The sequence below is a fragment of the Paenibacillus terrigena DSM 21567 genome (genome assembly GCF_000374845.1).
In the GTDB taxonomy this organism is placed as follows: domain Bacteria; phylum Bacillota; class Bacilli; order Paenibacillales; family Paenibacillaceae; genus Paenibacillus_K; species Paenibacillus_K terrigena.
On sequence record NZ_KB895420.1, the window covers coordinates 118,755 to 135,820 of the forward strand.

Sequence of the window (17,066 nt, forward strand, 5' to 3'; positions counted from 1 at the left end):
TTAATCGAGGAGTGATCGTCTGAGAAAGCATAAGCCTATGTCGTTTGACGACCTGTTGAAAGAATTACAAGGACAAAAGTCGGTAGAAGAAGAGCAGAAGGAGGCGTCGCTTGAAGCATTGTTCAATGACGTTTTCATGAACGAACATACCCGTTGCGAGAGCTTTGGGGAGTTTCTTGCGAAAGGGAACTTTCAAGTAAGTACGCGGGAAGATATCGATAACCTGCCTGAAGAGCTGTTCGATCGGCATGTTGCTAGGGAGACGGATTTCCCGAATTGGACGTCCATGCTGAATACAGCGACTTCGGCGCATCGCGGCAATTAGGATAAGGTCAGCCAGATATTTCTGGTTGGCTTTTTTCGTTATCATCGTTCATCTAGGTCTAACGTAGGGCACCTTCCGCAGGTGTCTTTTTTTCATTCGCTAAAATTCATCATAAAAATACAGCATTCGACGGTAATCCAAAATTTTCACTTAGTTCTGATAGCCGATGGTGAGAATAACGACTTGTATGGCACAGTAATACCAAGTCACATTTGAAACCGCATTCATAAATCTAGAATTTCATCCAAATCGGGAGGGAAATGAATGAAACAAAACAGACAAGGGATTGCCGCAGCAGTTGCACTACTAATGGTACTGTTATGGCTGCCGACAGCCGAGGCCGCCAAAGACCAGCCGGAATTGCGAAATCTCGCAGCAGGCACCGGGTATACGTGGTCGGAGCAGCCGGAGCCGAGCTATGGGGATGCTGGCAATAAATTAACGGACGGGAAGTACGGTACGACGGTCTTCACGGATCCGGCATGGGCAGGACATCTACGTAAGTCAACGCGAAGCGTCGTATTTGACCTCGGGGAGAAGAAATCGATTGCACGAATTAGTGCGAATTTCCTGCAAGATTCATCGGTCGGTATCGCCTACCCGAATACGGTGTCCATGTACGCGTCGAATGACGGCATACAGTGGGGCAACCTGGCACATATTCCGAGCCGAGAAGTCAGATGGGCCGATGTTCCGGCGAGCACCCAAGATTATGTCTGGGATGGCAGCAAGGATGGTTTGGCCAAGCATCATCCGAACGCCACGATGGCTTATGCCCAGTATGTGAAGGTTACGTTTACGACCGATGTGTTTGTGTTCGTGGATGAGATCGAGATCTGGGGGATGGACGGCAAAATGAACAAAGCCAAGCAGGTATCTGCGGACCGGCTTGCATTTCAAGAACCAGGGAAAGCAACTGGCGGCATGCGCAATCTCGTACTGCTGAATAACGGGAACGGTCCGGGCGGTTCCGGCAGCTGGACGAAGGATACCCTGATGCCGTATATCAGCTATGTGAATAAACAAGGCGAACCGCAGGATTGGTTGTTCGACGGGGTACTGTTCCACAGCGTTCAGTCGCCGAGCGGGAAGGATTTCACGAAGGGCACCGCTACCCTTAGCGATTGGATAGGGTATCTGGACAAGATGTTCGCGGATCAAGGGGATCTGCAGCAGTTGAACGAAGCGGTGACCGAAGCGGGTACGAAGCTCGGTGAACGAGGCCATAAGGAGAATGTCGTGTTGATGATACCAAATCCGGGCGATACATTAACGGATTTCGGCGATGTGGATGGCGATGGCGTGACGGAGAATTTCAACTCCGCTGCAATTGGCGCGGAAGCAGCTTACAGGAACAAGCAAAAGGCGGTCACCTGGTGGATTCAGCAGATCAAGCAACGGTGGAAAGAGGAGAAATATTCGAAATTAAAGCTGAACGGCATCTATTGGACCGGCAAAAGCATCAGCACCTCCGATTTACTGGAACCGAATCTGATTCAAGCGACGAGCAAGCAAGCGCATAAGAAGGATCTGAACTTCTACTGGATGCCGAGCTTCCAAGGCAACCGGAATTACGATGGGGAGGCGCTTGGCTTCGATGCAGCGCTGCTAGATTCGGGTGCATACAACGCTTCATCGGTGACACAGCGCTTGGAAGATGCTTCAGGTCTAGCGAAGCAGTATCAGATGGGGCTTGAGCTGGCGTTCGATGAGCAGATCAACACCGACACCGATCGACGTGAGCGGTATATCGATACACTGAACGGCGGTATCGACTATGGCTATATGGATAACGCTTTTAAGGCCTATGATCAAGGCAAGGCTACATTACTCAGCAGCGCCAAGAGCTCGGACCCGATGGCACGGCAGAATTATGATCTTATGTATCAATTCGTGACAGGGACGTATGCGAAGCCAAGGCCTTGCATGAAGAATCCTGAAGGTCCAGTGGCGCCTAATGCGGCACAATATGTCGTGAAGTGCGGCACTGAAATTACGATTTCTCACAAATACAATGATCAGAACGATATGTGGATCGTATTCGACCGGTTCGGCGCGAACAAGCTGGAGGGCCTCAAGGAATGGAGGCTCGCACAAAATTCGGGAGCGAGCGTCAATCCCGACATGTCGCAACCATCGACGCTTCTCCAGGCGGATGTATCGGACTGGATCGGGCCTTACGTCGTGAGAGCGAATGCGAACGGCAATGGCAATCCGTGGGATTTCACGGGAGGCAATCACAATTATGATGGCGGTAGCGCCAGCTCGCATACGGGTACGACGGAATCGTTCCGCGTGTGGGCAGACGGCGTGGAAGTCCAGGACGGCAGCGTGACGGCGAGCGTCTACACGAAGATCGAAGTGGTTAATCTGATCCAAGCCTATAACACGAAGGTGGCGGATGGCTCCGGAAGACCTGTACTGCGGGAAACCGTCACGTATGAAATTTCGAACGGTCATGTGCAGGTCCATAACGAGATCGAAGCGCTGGAAGACATCACGTTCGACACGTATTACGGACTTCAGTCGGTGAATGGCGCATGGAATGATACGGTTCGCTACTTCGCAGGCGAGCAGGAGGTCGCTTCCAGCCCAGCAGGCATGTATAGCGATTCGGGCACCAAAGCCGTGAATCCGAACGTAGACAGCTACTTGCTCAGCTCCGCCGATCAGGGCGGATTCAAACACATGCTGCGCGTAAGGCTCGATCGGCAGTATGGTCTAGGCGAGTTAGCGAACCTCGCGGACCATATGCCTGTCATCTTCACACAAGAATACGGCAAAACCTATTTCTTGCAGATCAAAGGAACGACACCGGGGCTTAAGCAAGGGGAGAAGTTCACATGGCGAGGCAGCTATGACTTCTATGCCGAGAATCTCTCTGCGTTACAATAATACGAAGCGCACGGCTCATGAGGAGCCGTGCGCTTTTTCATGTCTTACTGACCAAGCCTCTCTTCAACACCTGCACGCAGCCTCTCCTTCCTCCGATCCGTGATTGGCAGCAACATTTTCTTACTCCATCGTGCGAGCACAGCGAGCGTGGACGCATCCACCCATCGATAGAATAGATGGGCGCAAGCGAAGATGACGGGCGTCGTGATCAATACTGTAAGGACTACGCTAATGGAGTAAGGGAGCAGGGGCTGAAGCTGAAGGAATAGAAAGCTGCCGAAGGAGCAGAGGATCGTAAAATGGACGAGGTAGAGCGAAAAGGATATTTTGCCGAGATAAGAGAATAGTTTGCGGCTGAAGAGTGCTTTCAACCAGGGGGAATTCAGTAGAGCGATTAAGATCAGGAAGGAGCCGATGACATGATAGAACGGAAAGTATGCGAACCCCGACCCCGGCTGCCACACGAGTAGGGCATAGATCGTCCCTTCAACACCTAGATACGGGAAGGAGCCCATGTAAAGCCCTGCAACGAGGAGCAAGAAGTTCACCCAAGGACGACGAATCAAATCCAACCAATTCCGACCGCTGTATACCAGATCACTCAGCAGCATGCCGAGCACGAATCCTAGATAATAGGAATCGATGAACACCCAGCCGAGAACCAGATAGAAGAGAAAGCGCAGCTTGAATCTACCTACGAGCAGCAGAAATGCGAAGATGAGGAAGGAACCGAACAGCTCATAGGTCATGGTCCATAGCACGGGATTATACGTCATGCCATACGTGAAGAAGGTATGATAGAAAGCTTCCTGGATCATGACGAGAAAGCTAGCACTGGCGATAAAGGGATCAGGCATCGAAGATAGGGTCATGCCGCGAATGTCATCATAGTATCCGAATCCGAAGACGATCACGAGATAGGCGAGTACAACGGAGAGCACGGCAGGCACAGCCAATCGAAAATATCTTCGTAAGGCGGAGGAGTAGACGGGAAGCGAATCCTTCGTACGAAAATACCGATAACTGAGCACGAACCCACTTAAGACGAAGAATAGGCAGACCGAGAAGTTGCCGTTGAACAGCAAATTGATCGGTGTTATCGCAGCGAAGCGCTCGAAGGCGAAATGCTCAATCTCGGCTCTGCCTTCAAAGACAGACGGAGCAAATACTTGAAAATAGTGAGAGACAACTACGACACATGCTGCCAATCCTCGTAAACCGTCTAAATAAGCGATTTTGGATGTCATAGCAAGCTCAGCTCCTTTCGTAGAAATGCAAAGTTCTGCATATACATGGAATAGACTGTACACATTGTGAGTGTTGTATAGGATAATTATGGGAATAGGAAGAAATGAATGACTTTGAAATTTCGATAAGGGGGTTCATCGCGCATATGAGATCGATAGATATAGAGGAATTGACGCACTCTGGGGTTATTTATTTCAACTCGAGGCTCGAGATGCTGGAGGATCTGCATTGCAAGATGTACAAATTGGACAGGCTTCATAACCTGTTGACCCATTTCCATGATTACTTTCAAATTTGGTATGTGTCCAAAGGCGAATTCATCCATACGGTGGACAACCGACCCTATACCATCAGGAAAGGTGATCTATTCGTCGTAGCTCCTTTTACTTTGCATAGCATCCATGTCGAGAGCGATCGAGAGATGGAGATCATCGGCTGCGAATTTATGCCGTGCTTCGTGAATGAACGGTTTGATGATCAGACGGCGGATCAGGCATTTTTCGATGCCGGCTATTTGGAGCACTTCTGGCATAACGACGGTACCGCTCAATCGCAAATGACATTAGACGGCGTAACGGAAGGAAGAATTCGAAATCTGATGCTAGAAATGCTGAGCGAGTATGAGAGACGCACGCCTTTTTTTCAAATCGCGCTGAAATCGAATCTATTGGTTATGCTGTCGATCATCATTCGGCAAGTGAATGGAGACGTGGTCCGAGCAGGCTTCGAGAAATCCGAGAAATATCGGGATATCATGACTCGCGTCGTAGACTATATTCATACGAACGTACATGATGATATTAAGCTGGAGCATGTCTGCACCATAGCGAATATGTCGAAGTCGACCTTCTGCAGCTTGTTCAAAGAGTGGACAGGCAAGACGTTCAACCGCTATCTGATTGATCTGCGGATTCTGAATGCCATGACGTTGTTGCAGCGGCCAACCTTATCGGTCACGGATGTGTGTTATGCGACGGGGTTTAATGAGCTGTCTTACTTCTGCAGAATCTTCAAAAAGTACACGGGGATCTCTCCCAATCACTTTCGCAAGCAGGCGATTCGAAAATCGTGAAATCATACGATAATCCTATTTTTGAAGACGATAGTGAAATGAACTAAAACGCTTACATGATAACATGTGGGATATTGATAGCCTGTAGCGGATACGAGTCAGGTCGTTGCTATCAACCAAATGATGGGGTGAGGTTTCTACGGTTTTGCACGAAATTAGCAAGAATCAAAGGAGGAACGGGCGGCATGCAAAGAAAACCATGGCTGTGGGGTCTAGTTCTTGTTCTTATGATTTCGGTTGCATCAGGCTGTGCGGGAAAAGAAACTCAGAATGCTAACAATCAGTCAGACGGTTCCAAGGGTGGTGAATCAACCAAAGGCGCTGTAGAGCTCAGCTTCTGGTACGGCTGGACGGGGCCGGAAGCGGCTGCGCTCGAGAAGATCATTGCGAAGTGGAATGCGGCGAATCCGGACATCAAGGTCAAGGGGCTGTCACAGAGTGACTATCAGAAGCAGCTCACCGCGATTACGGGGGGCAATCCGCCGGACATTGCTTCGAATTTCGGGCAGGATGTTGTGCCATGGGGCGAACGCGGGGCGATGATGCCGCTCGACGATTACATCAAGAAGGACGGTGTCGATCTCAGCGATTATATTACAGCCGCACTCAGCACGTCACAAGGGAATGGCAAGACGTACGCACTGCCGATTGCGATGCACACCACGATGTTGTTCTACAACAAAGACGTCTTGGCAAAAGCAGGATTCGATGGTCCGCCGCAGACGATCAGCCAGTTGAAGGAGTATATCACGAAGCTCAGCGTCAAGCAGGATGGAGGGCGATTGCAACAGCTGGGATTGTGGCCTGGGGTAGATGCGTTTACCTTCACGAATGCATTCGGGGGTTCTTATTATGATGCTGATGCGAAGCAAGTGACGCCTGACAATGCAGGTGTGAAATCCGCAATCCAGCTGGCCAAAGGCATATGGGACCAATTCGGATCGGAGGAGCTGGATCGCTTCGCATCCGGGCTTGGACAGTATATGTCCGCTCAGAACCCGTTCTTCACGGGCAAATATGCGATGACGATCGACGGGGAATGGCTGCCGACCTTCATCAAGCAGTTCGCCCCGAACTTGAACTATGGCATTGCTCCGATTCCGTATGATGATAACAATCCGAATCTCAAGAATCCAGGCAACGTCACGACAAGCGTATTCTACATTCCAAAAGGCGTGAAAAACCCCGATGCATCTTGGAAATTCCTGAAGTGGCTGACCGAGCCGGAGCAGATGGGAGAATTCACTGCAGCGCTTGGGAACCTGCCGACGAGAGCATCGTTGTTGGATGATCCGATCTATGCGAATGTACCGGGATTCAAAGAGTTCCTAACCTATTCGCAAAGCCCGAACCTGCACTCGTTCCCTGCCACAGCATTCGCGAATGAATATATGACGGAGTTCACGGACCAATATAACGCAATCCTGAGAGGAAAGATAGGTATTGATGAAGGGCTCAAGAAGGTGAAGGATAAGATACAGCCTTTGGTCAAATAGGAGCTTGTAAACCAGGCGGATCTAATTCAGCCGATCCTTGTGGGTTGGAGCACTGGATTAGATCCGAGACCTAAGAAAGGAGTACAAGTCGATGAGTGACTCCGCATCCATGAAGCTGTCTGCGAAGCGAAAGGGTTGGACGAGAAGGGAATGGCGCTACTTCTGGCTGGGACTCCTCTTTGCTTCCCCGTGGATTATCGGATTTCTGGTCTTTACGGTGTATCCCTTCTTCAGCTCCCTATACTTCAGCTTGACGACATACGATTTGTTCAATCCCCCACAGTGGGTAGGGCTGGATAATTACAAGCAAATTATGACCGACGAGAGGTTCTACAAATCGATCAATAACACCTTATTTATGGCTTTCATTTCGGTGCCGATCTCGCTCGCCAGCTCCTTAATCATTGCGCTTATGCTGAACTTCAAGGTGAAGGGCATCAATTATTACCGTACGATTTTCTATCTTCCAGCCGTTATTCCCGTCGTGGCAAGTGCGCTGCTCTGGACATGGATGCTGAACCCGGATTTTGGCCTGATCAATATGTTCCTTCGGGCGGTAGGCCTTCCCGATCCGGCATGGCTGATGGACCCGCGATATACCAAGCCATCCCTTGTTCTCATGGGGTTATGGGGTTCCGGTGCGGGAGCGCTGATATTCCTCGCAGCGCTTCAGGGCGTGCCGCAGCAATATTACGAAGCCGCTCAGGTGGACGGTGCGAACGGGTGGCATCGCTTCTGGAGGATTACGATCCCGGCGCTATCGCCAATCATCTTATTTCAGCTCATCATGGGTCTCATCGGTGCATTTCAGATATTTACAGAGTCTTATATTCTTGCTGGTGGCAAATCGGTGAGCGGTTCGATCGGCGGGCCTGATCAATCGCTGCTGTTCTATGCGGTCAACCTATACCAAGAAGCGTTCATGAATCTGAAGATGGGCTATGCTTCCGCACTTGCTTGGATTCTATTTATCATCGTGATGGCCATTACCCTCGTGCTCCTGAAAACGTCCAGGCGATGGGTCTACTATGGAGGTGAATAGCGGATGACAGCTAAGCTGGTGCGAACTAAAATCCTGCCGCATATGGTGCTGATCTTGTTCTCCATTTTCTTTCTGTTTCCTTTCGTATGGCTCGTATTCACTTCGCTGAAGACGTCGAATGAAATCTTTGCTATGCCTCCACGCATTTTGCCTGAGGCGTTCCACTTTGAGAATTACCGAGCGGCCTTAGAGACGGTGCCGTTCCCGCGCTATATGTTGAATACGCTCGTCATCTGCGTGATCTGCATCGTGGGGCAATTGTTCGCAGCACCACTCGTTGCGTATTCGATCTCACGAATTCCATGGGTGGGGAGCAAAATTATTTTTGCGATCGTTCTCGCGACGATGATTCTGCCATCTCAGGTGCAATTGATTCCGCAGTATATTATTTTTACGAAGCTGGGCTGGGTCAATACGATTCTGCCGCTCACGATTGGGGCTTTCTTCGGGGCACCGTTCTATATTTTCCTGCTGCGGCAGTTCCTGTTAGGCGTTCCGAAAGAGTTGTCTGAGGCGGCCAAAATTGATGGAGCATCCGAGTTCCGCATCTACAGGCAGATCATCCTGCCGACCTTAAAGCCTGCACTGGCCACGGTAGCGCTGTTTACCTTCGTCGGATCGTATACCGATTTCATGGGACCACTCATTTACCTGAATGATGCGGCGAAATGGACGATCACGGTTGGCTTGCAGGGCTTCCAGCAGGATCACGGTGCGCAGTGGGAGCAGCTCATGGCGGCATCGACGATTATGGCGATTCCTATGATTCTATTGTACTTTTTCGGACAAAAATATTTCATGCAATCCGGTTCGGCTTTCACTGGGTTCAAATAATTGGAGGGACGATTCAATGAGCAAGACCATTGTAGCAATTATCGGCTGTGGAACGATCGCGAATAGCGCGCATATTCCTGCGTATCTGGCTAATCCAGACGCGGAGATCAAATATTTCTGCGATATCCGCAAAGAAATGGCAGAGAAGGCGGTCGAGAAGCATGGCTGCGGCGAGGCGATCGAAGATTACCATATCATTCTGGAAGACCCGGAAGTCGAAGCGGTCTCGATCTGTACACCGAACCATGTTCATGCATCCATTGCGATCGACTGCTTGCGTGCAGGGAAGCATGTCCTCTGCGAGAAGCCGGCAGCGAGAACGTATGCGGAAGCGCTAGAAATGCAGAAGGTGCAGCATGAGACGGGGAAGACGCTGAATATCGGCGTCGTGAATCGCTTCAATAAAGGCGTCAATCTGATAAAAAACATGATTGACGATGGAGAATTAGGTGAGCTGTATCATGTGTACGTGAGCTTCCGTGCGCACCGTTCGATCCCTGGGCTCGGCGGAGACTTCACCACCAAAGCCGTTGCAGGTGGCGGAGCGCTGATCGATTGGGGTGTACATTTCCTTGATATCGTCATGTATTGTGTAGGCGATCCGCAGCCGAAGACGGTGACGGGGCAGGCGTATTCCAAGCTCGGCAAAGACATGCAGAATTACGCGTACCTCAATATGTGGGCAGGACCACCGAACTTCTCGGGAACCTATGATGTCGATGATTTTGTAACCGCGATGATTCGCACGGAAGGGCCTTCGATTACGATGAATGGCGCATGGGCACAAAATATCGGTGTCGATGAGATGTATATCGATTTCCTTGGCGACAAGGCAGGTATCCGGCTGCAGTACGGTTCGGATTTCACGATCTACAGTGCGAAGCATGGGGCGTTAATCGAGAGCACACCGAAGTTCACGAAAAGCGATATGTTCCAGAACGAAATCGATAGCTTCCTGGCGTGCGTTAAGTCGGGTGAGAAATTACCGGCGCACATTGACTATGTGATCCAATCCTCCAAGATTATTGAGGCGATCTATCAATCCTCCGACCAAGGGGAGGAAATCTCCTTCGTGAAGCAAGGGGTCGTCCAATGAAGAAGATCGGATTCATCGATTATTATCTGGATGAGTGGCATGCGAATAACTACCCGGAATGGATTCGGAGCGCCTCGGGTGGAAGCATGGAGGTCGCTTACGCCTACGGTATGAAGGATGCCGAGCAAGGGCTCAGTAATACAGCTTGGTGTGAGCGCCATGGTGTCGCGTTGCTGCCGACGATTGCAGAGGTCGTGGAGCATAGCGATTATCTGATCGTGTTGTCTCCCGATCACCCGGAGCAGCACGAAGCGCTCGCCCAGCTGCCGCTCACCTCCGGGAAGCCGACGTATATCGATAAGACGTTTGCCCCGGATCGGGCAACGGCACTCCGATTGTTCGAACGTGCTGCGCAGCATGACACGCCGCTCTATTCCTCATCGGCGCTGCGGTTCGCAACGGAGTATGTCGAAGCGGAACGTCAGGGAGTCCGAGTTGTCTCCAGCTGGGGGCCCGGGTCCTTCGACAACTATTCGATTCATCAGCTGGAGCCGATCGCATCTCTGATGGGGACGGATGCGCAGCGGGTGATGTTCATCGGAACAGAGGCCGTGCCAGCCTTGATGATCGAATTCTCGGATGGTCGGCAGGCGACGATTCAGCATCCGGGACTCGGATGTCCTTTTACGATGGCGGTGAGTTACGTTTCGGGGAATTGTAGCGTGCTGCGACCAGAGTCGGATTTCTTCCAATTGTTCATCCGTGATTTAGTGGCTTTCTTCGAGACAGGACGTGTGACAGTTCCTTCGGTTGAGACGATTGCGATTGTGACATGGATTGAATACGGCCGTATTGCGGCGCAGCGTCCTTATCAGTGGATTGAGCTGCCGTGTTGAGCTGATCGGATAAATAGTAGGGAAGTTGAAAGTCTATCAAGACTTTCAACTTCCTTTTTTTGTATTTCACTTTCCTTTACATATACTCCATATGGGGATGACCTAGATTTTACAATGGAGGGTTAGACTACAGGTGCGATACATCCATCATTTGGAATAGATAAAAAGGAGAGAGAAATAATCACATGCTAAGACGCAGAAAATGGTTGTCTCTGGCACTACTCGGGAGTATGCTGCTCGGCGTGCTGCAGCCCGCATTGGTACAAGCCGCAGCTGGATTCGATTATACCAAAGTACCGAAGCTATTAATTACGGAGCTTGTGCCGGATACGAAGAATGTAAGTTCCTCAGACGGTTATGAAAGTATTGAGATTTACAATAATACAAGTCGAGATATTGACTTCAGAAATTACAAGATTGTGTACAACAACGGCAGTGATAATGACTGGAAGTTAAAGAAGACAGAAGTACCTGCTATCATCAAGCCGCACCAGACGATTGTGTTATGGATTATGAATGTGAATGGCAGTAATAAAGATGAGACAGCGGACAATTTTAACAGCAATTATACGGTGAATGGATACACGTCCAATTTGATCGAAGATACAAATTTGTTCCGAATTAATGGAGAAGGAGGCATGGCGAATACGGGAGACCGCAGCGTAGCGATTCATACGCTTGGCGGTGTCGAGATCGCCAAAGCAGCTTATTCGGTAACCAAGTCCAAAGAAAATTACGGCATCCACTATAGTTATCCGATAGATGCAAGCAAGAACATGGCCATGGTAGGTGCGCCGGAATCGCAGCCGGCTTCACCAGGGACCGTCGAGGCGAATCAAGTGCCGGCGTTTACTTCGGATATCGGTGAGCCGCCTGCCGCTACGAGTCTGAATTTCGCTCACACAGCGGCGCCCAAGATTTCCGTGAATCAAGATGTGCCGATTGAGGCGTCTATCACGGGTAATCTGAATCTGACAGTTACCGCTTCCGTCTACTATAAGACAGATGTTCAGACGGCATATACGCCGCTAGTGATGACATCGGCCGATGGAGTAAAGCATACGGCGACGATTCCAGGCCAAGCGGTCGTTGACGGCAATCTGCTTCAATACTATATCGAAGCGGCGGACGGCGATTTGCTGCCTGAGCGAACGGGTACATATGCGGTAGAGATCGAATCGTTGCCGCCGGTGCAAGGGGATAAGCTTCAAATCGAGCATACCTCTGCACAGCTTGTCGAAGCGAAGGATTTGGAAATCTCCGCTAAGCTGAACAATCCGGACAATGTCAAGATTGACAAGGTTGAACTGTTGTTCAAGTCGCCTTCGCAAGTGAGATACAGAGTCATGACGATGGAGAAAAAGCCTAGCGGCGACTATAGCGCCGTCATTCCGGCGAATGCGTTTGTCGAACCAACGCTTGATTACATCATTCGCGTGAAAGACGTTGAGAAGAGCTATACGGTAGGCGTCAAAATCCCGGCATTTGATCCTGCGACGGTACCGCCGTTGCTCGTGACGAAGATCGTTCCGAACACGACGAATGTGCCGAACACGTCTTCGGATGCATTCGAAATGATCGAAGTATATAACAATACCGATGCACCGATCAATTTCAAGAACTATAAGATCAACTATCGTTATCCTGACGATGGTCCGGAAGCTGACGTGAAGTGGCCGACGACCAAAGAAGACTTCGTTATCCCGTCCCAACAGTCAGTCGTGTTCTGGATTAAGAACGACACGAACAGCAGTTATACGGCTGCGGATTTCAACAGCTTCTATAAGACGAGCTTGATTGAAGACACGAACTTGTTCGTGATCAAGAGCGATGGCATGGCGAATTCCGGGCGTCGCGGTGTCGTGGTCAAGACGAATACAGGCAAAGAAATTTCCTATGCCAACTATGAGGCAACCACCGTGTATGAAGGCGGCGTGAGCGACGAGACCAAGGAAGATAAAGCGATTGTATTCAAATATCCAATGGACGGCAGCATCACGATGATCAAGGCAAGCTCCGGTCAAGTTACTCCTGTTCCTGGGGCTGTGGACAGTACGTTAGTGCCATCAGTGCCCGTTCATATCGAAGTGGACACGGTTCCGCCAACGGCAGAAGATCGGACAGGCATCACGGCGATCGACCAGTCGAAGAACCTCGACCTGAAGGCTTTTGCAGATGATAAACAGCAAGTGGCGACGGTGAAAGTTCTTATCCGTACGGACAAAGAATCGGAGTATATCGGTTACTCGCTTACACAGAATTTCAATGATTCGCTGTATCATTATCTCGTGCCGGCAGCAACCCTAATCGGCAGTAAGTACATCGAATATTATTTCATGGTATCTGACGGTACGAATGAGGTTGAGACGGCGAAGGTGAAGGTGAACATCACAGGCAAGCCGGGCCATGATCCGCTTCGTCTAAACGTGAAGAACGGGGATATCGTGAACGGCACGAAGACGTTGAAAGGTACGTCCGAGACCGCTTCTCCGAATACATTGCAATTAAGCGTTGACGGTCAAGTGCTTGCGCAAGATACGTACGATGCACTAGAGCATGATGCTTACTTCGTCTTCGAAGCGAAGGGTGTCGATTACTATTTTAAGAATGCCGTCACGATGGGACCGCCAAGCGACAAGGATAAGACGATCCTCTATACGTTCATGGATCCGATTCCGACGTATACGACATTGACGTATAAGATCGATGCGAGTCGTCTGCATATCGGTGCGGATAACGTGATCTACATTCGCGCAGGGTCGAAGACAAGTCCATTCGATGATCGCAAGGAAGAGAACAAAGACGATTTTGAAGTGAGAAACGTACGTCTGATGCTGGCGGACGGCACCGAGATCTGGGATCCGCTCTATGCGAAGGACAAAGAAATTAAGATCGGTGACAGCCCAGGGAAATTGGAATCGATTGGCTTTAATTTCAATTTGGATGCGAAGTCCTTCCAATCGCATGCTTATGCCTGGGATACGACCAAATCGGCTGATGGTACTCATCAGGTGAAGGTGATAGATAACAAGAACAGTGAAGTGGCAGCGAATGTCACGGTAGATAATACGCCGCCTTCGATTAAACCGAATGTGGAAGAAGGCAAGCTGTACCGCGGCAACTTCAAGCTGGATGCGGAGATTAAAGACCTGCTTGCCGGCGTAGACAAGGTGATCGTCAAGCTGGACAATCAAGACATCACGCTTCCATACGCATTGTCATCCGGAAGCATGACCGCTGGCAATCATACGCTGAACATTACGGCAACGGATAAGATCGGCAATCAATCGGAGAGAACCGTTACCTTCTTGGTACCGGAAGAGAACCCGTTGAAGCCGGTGCTCGTCGCTCCGACGCACAATCAATCTGGAGTAGGCAGCAGCGCAGACTTGAAGGTGAAGGTGCAAGATCCAACGGATGATCCGATGGACGTGACGTTCTATAGAGGCTTCCAATATGACGGAAATCGTAAGGAAGGATTCACGGGCTTCAAGAATGCATCCGATACCGAACCGCCGAAGGAAATGATTCCGCAAGGGGAGAAGGCATTAACGGCCGAGGAATATCGCAAAATTAGCGCTGAAGACGGCGACTATTTAGTCAATGATGCGGTGGAGCAGTTCCCATACCAACGTTATGAGATTAAGCTTGACCCGAATGTGCAAGGTACAGATCGTGTCGATATCGTCTGGAAAGGGAAATCGATCGAAGGACGTAAAGTAAGCTTGTATGCATGGAGTCAGGCAGCGAAGCAATGGGTACAGTTGGATCACCGTATTGCAGGCGCAGAGGACTTCGAATTAATGTCAACGGTGAAAGCTAGCGATTACGCAAATGGACATACGATCCAGATTATCGTACAGGATGAAATTGCGGAACAAAAGCCAGGTACAAAACCTACGCCAGAATCTACTGATCCGTATGACTTCTCCTTCGTATGGATGTCGGACACGCAATATTATTCACAGAGCTATCCGACGATTTACAAGGATATCGTGAACTGGGTTGCGAAGAACAAGGAAAGCAACAACATCAAATATGTCATCCACACGGGCGACATCGTCGACAAATCCTATCAAGAGTATCAGTGGGAGGAAGCCGACCTGGATATGAAGGTCCTGGAAAAAGAGAAAATTCCTTACGGTGTGCTAGCGGGTAACCATGACGTTGGTCACCAAGACAACGACTATGCGAAGTATTGGCAGTATTTTGGGGAAAAGCGTTTCAAAGATATGCCGACATACGGCGGATCCTACGAGAACAATCGTGGACACTATGATCTAGTCTCCGCCGGCGGCAACGATTTTATTATCGTATATATGGGCTGGGGCCTAGGAGACAAGGAAATCGACTGGATGAATGAAGTCGTGGCGAAATATCCGGAGCGTAAGGCGATCTTGTGCTTGCATGAATACATGCTGGTGTCGAATAACCGTGCTCCGATCGCCGATAAGATTTTCGAGAAGGTCATCAAGCCGAACAAGAACGTCATTGCGGCATTGTCAGGACATTATCATGATGCACAGCTGAAGATCGATGAGCTGGACGACAACGGCGAGAAGCGCAAAGTATATCAGATGCTCGCGGACTATCAAGGTGCGCCGGAGGGCGGTCTTGGCTATATCCGTCTGATGCAATTCGATGTCAAGAACAATAAGCTTCATATGAAGACGTATTCGCCTTATTTGAACGATTACAACTATTACGATCCTGCGCAGTTCCCAGGCAAAGACGAGTTCTCGCTTGATCTGGATTTGCAGCCAAAAACGAAACGTGTCGCGACCGATTACATCGGGGTGAAGGTATACAGCGATCTGCCAATTGGCAAGGTGAGTCATGTGGAGAGCGGTAAGCAAGTTTCTCTGACATGGAATAGCCTCCAAGGCAATAGCTACTACCAATGGTACACGAAGGTAGAGGACGCGAACAGCGGACAAGTGCTTTCGGATATTTGGGGCTTCTACACGGGCAAAGTGAATAACCCAGATCCAGGCCCAAGTACTCCGACTCCTAAGCCTGATCCAAAACCGCAGCCAAAGCCGGAGCCTTCTTCGGATAAAGGGGTTGTGAATATCAAACCGGGTGCGGACGGCGCTTATACGGCAGATCGTGCTGCACTTGAAAAAGCGGTAAACGAAGCAGAGAACGGCAAAGTTGCGATCAAGCTCGAGGGAACAGCTTTGGAACAAGCGGCCCAGCTCACGTTGGATGCAGCTGGCGTACAGAAAGCGAAAAATCGCAAGCTCAGCCTTGAAATTGTAGCTTCTGGATTTACTGTGACGATTCCGGCAGCTTCCCTGCCAAATGGCATAGCAGATGCGGATCGCATCGTGCTTCAGATCGATCCGACGATGAGCTCTACGATTCAGAAGGCTGTCAATGATGCGCTCCGTTCGAACGGTGAGCTGAAGTCGACGGGATTAGTATTTACGCTCAAGCTCGTAACGGTCAAAGGGAAAACGGAGACAGCGGTTCCGCAGTTCAGCGGTCCGATTACCGTGAAGCGCTCGCTAACGGCAGAGCAAATGAAGCAGTTGCAGAAAGATTATGCGAATATGTACCGTCTCGTTGGTGGCCAAGCAGAGCTGATCCATAGCACATTCGATGGCAGCACAATTAGCTTTACGACGGATCAACTGGCGCAATTCGCGGCGTTCGAGCTGCACAAGCAGTTCGCAGACTTAACAGGCGGATGGGCAGACGAGTATATTCTCAAGCTGGCTGCGAAGAACATCATTACCGGTATGGACGATAACCATTTCAGACCGAATCTGAAGGTGTCGCGAGCAGACTTTACGACGCTAGTCATTCGTGCACTGGGAATCCAGACGGCCGAGAACAATCCGGCGTTCGCCGACGTAGTAGCAGATGCTTATTATGCAGGCTATGTCAGCAAAGCGGCCGAGCTTGGTCTTGTGCAAGGTAACGACGGCAAGTTCCGTCCGAAAGATCAGATTACACGGGAAGAAGCGGCTCTCGTACTTGTCAAAATGGCACAGTACATGAAGAAGCCAATGACTGAGACCACGTCCGGAGCGGCATTCGCCGACATGAACAGCATTTCTGGCTGGGCTAAGGATGCGGTTAGTAAGCTGCAAGCAGCGGGTATCATTAACGGCAAAGACGATAACCGTTTCGATCCGCACGGCTCAGTAACCAGAGCTGAAATCGCGAAGATGTTGTATGAGGTTTTGAATAAGTAACGTATGCGCGTTAAACCTA

Annotated in this window: 10 protein-coding genes; 9 read left to right on the top strand and 1 reads right to left on the bottom strand. The window is 50.0% G+C overall.

The features are described from left to right. Window positions 1-37: 37 nt before the first annotated feature. Together C558_RS0122375 and C558_RS32785 are read left to right on the top strand one after the other, a co-directional pair. A complete protein-coding gene (locus C558_RS0122375; RefSeq protein ID WP_018758541.1) occupies window positions 38-325 on the top strand; it encodes a hypothetical protein in 288 nt (95 codons plus the stop codon). Between the two features lie 264 nt (window positions 326-589). Further along, entirely contained in the window at window positions 590-3,220 is a 2,631-nt protein-coding gene (locus C558_RS32785) for a DUF4855 domain-containing protein (protein WP_018758542.1), read from the top strand. Between the two features lie 44 nt (window positions 3,221-3,264). Here the strand turns inward: C558_RS32785 and C558_RS0122385 are convergent, their stop codons facing one another. Further along, window positions 3,265-4,467 carry an acyltransferase family protein gene (locus tag C558_RS0122385; protein ID WP_018758543.1) on the bottom strand — a complete coding sequence of 401 codons (1,203 nt, stop codon included), beginning with the start codon at window positions 4,465-4,467 and terminating at the stop codon, window positions 3,265-3,267. 146 nt (window positions 4,468-4,613) lie between these two features. Between C558_RS0122385 and C558_RS0122390 the strand changes: the two genes are divergently transcribed. From C558_RS0122390 to C558_RS32790, 7 genes are all read left to right on the top strand, one after another. Next, window positions 4,614-5,540 (top strand): AraC family transcriptional regulator, encoded by a 927-nt coding sequence (locus C558_RS0122390; RefSeq protein ID WP_018758544.1) that lies wholly within the window; start codon window positions 4,614-4,616, stop codon window positions 5,538-5,540. A gap of 185 nt (window positions 5,541-5,725) precedes the next feature. Continuing rightward, entirely contained in the window at window positions 5,726-7,036 is a 1,311-nt protein-coding gene (locus C558_RS0122395) for an ABC transporter substrate-binding protein (RefSeq protein ID WP_018758545.1), read from the top strand. A gap of 91 nt (window positions 7,037-7,127) precedes the next feature. After that, on the top strand, window positions 7,128-8,078 hold the full coding sequence (locus C558_RS0122400; protein WP_018758546.1) for a carbohydrate ABC transporter permease: 951 nt from the start codon (window positions 7,128-7,130) through the stop codon (window positions 8,076-8,078). A 3-nt stretch (window positions 8,079-8,081) separates the two neighbouring features. After that, on the top strand, window positions 8,082-8,912 hold the full coding sequence (locus C558_RS0122405) for a carbohydrate ABC transporter permease (RefSeq protein WP_018758547.1): 831 nt from the start codon (window positions 8,082-8,084) through the stop codon (window positions 8,910-8,912). Between the two features lie 16 nt (window positions 8,913-8,928). Continuing rightward, window positions 8,929-10,008 (top strand): Gfo/Idh/MocA family protein, encoded by a 1,080-nt coding sequence (locus C558_RS0122410; protein ID WP_018758548.1) that lies wholly within the window; start codon window positions 8,929-8,931, stop codon window positions 10,006-10,008. Continuing rightward, window positions 10,005-10,844 (top strand): Gfo/Idh/MocA family oxidoreductase, encoded by an 840-nt coding sequence (locus tag C558_RS0122415; protein WP_018758549.1) that lies wholly within the window; start codon window positions 10,005-10,007, stop codon window positions 10,842-10,844. The genes C558_RS0122410 and C558_RS0122415 overlap by 4 nt, the downstream gene beginning before the upstream one ends. Before the next feature lie 185 nt (window positions 10,845-11,029). Next, on the top strand, window positions 11,030-17,047 hold the full coding sequence (locus C558_RS32790) for an S-layer homology domain-containing protein (protein ID WP_018758550.1): 6,018 nt from the start codon (window positions 11,030-11,032) through the stop codon (window positions 17,045-17,047). The last annotated feature ends 19 nt before the right edge of the window (window positions 17,048-17,066 follow it).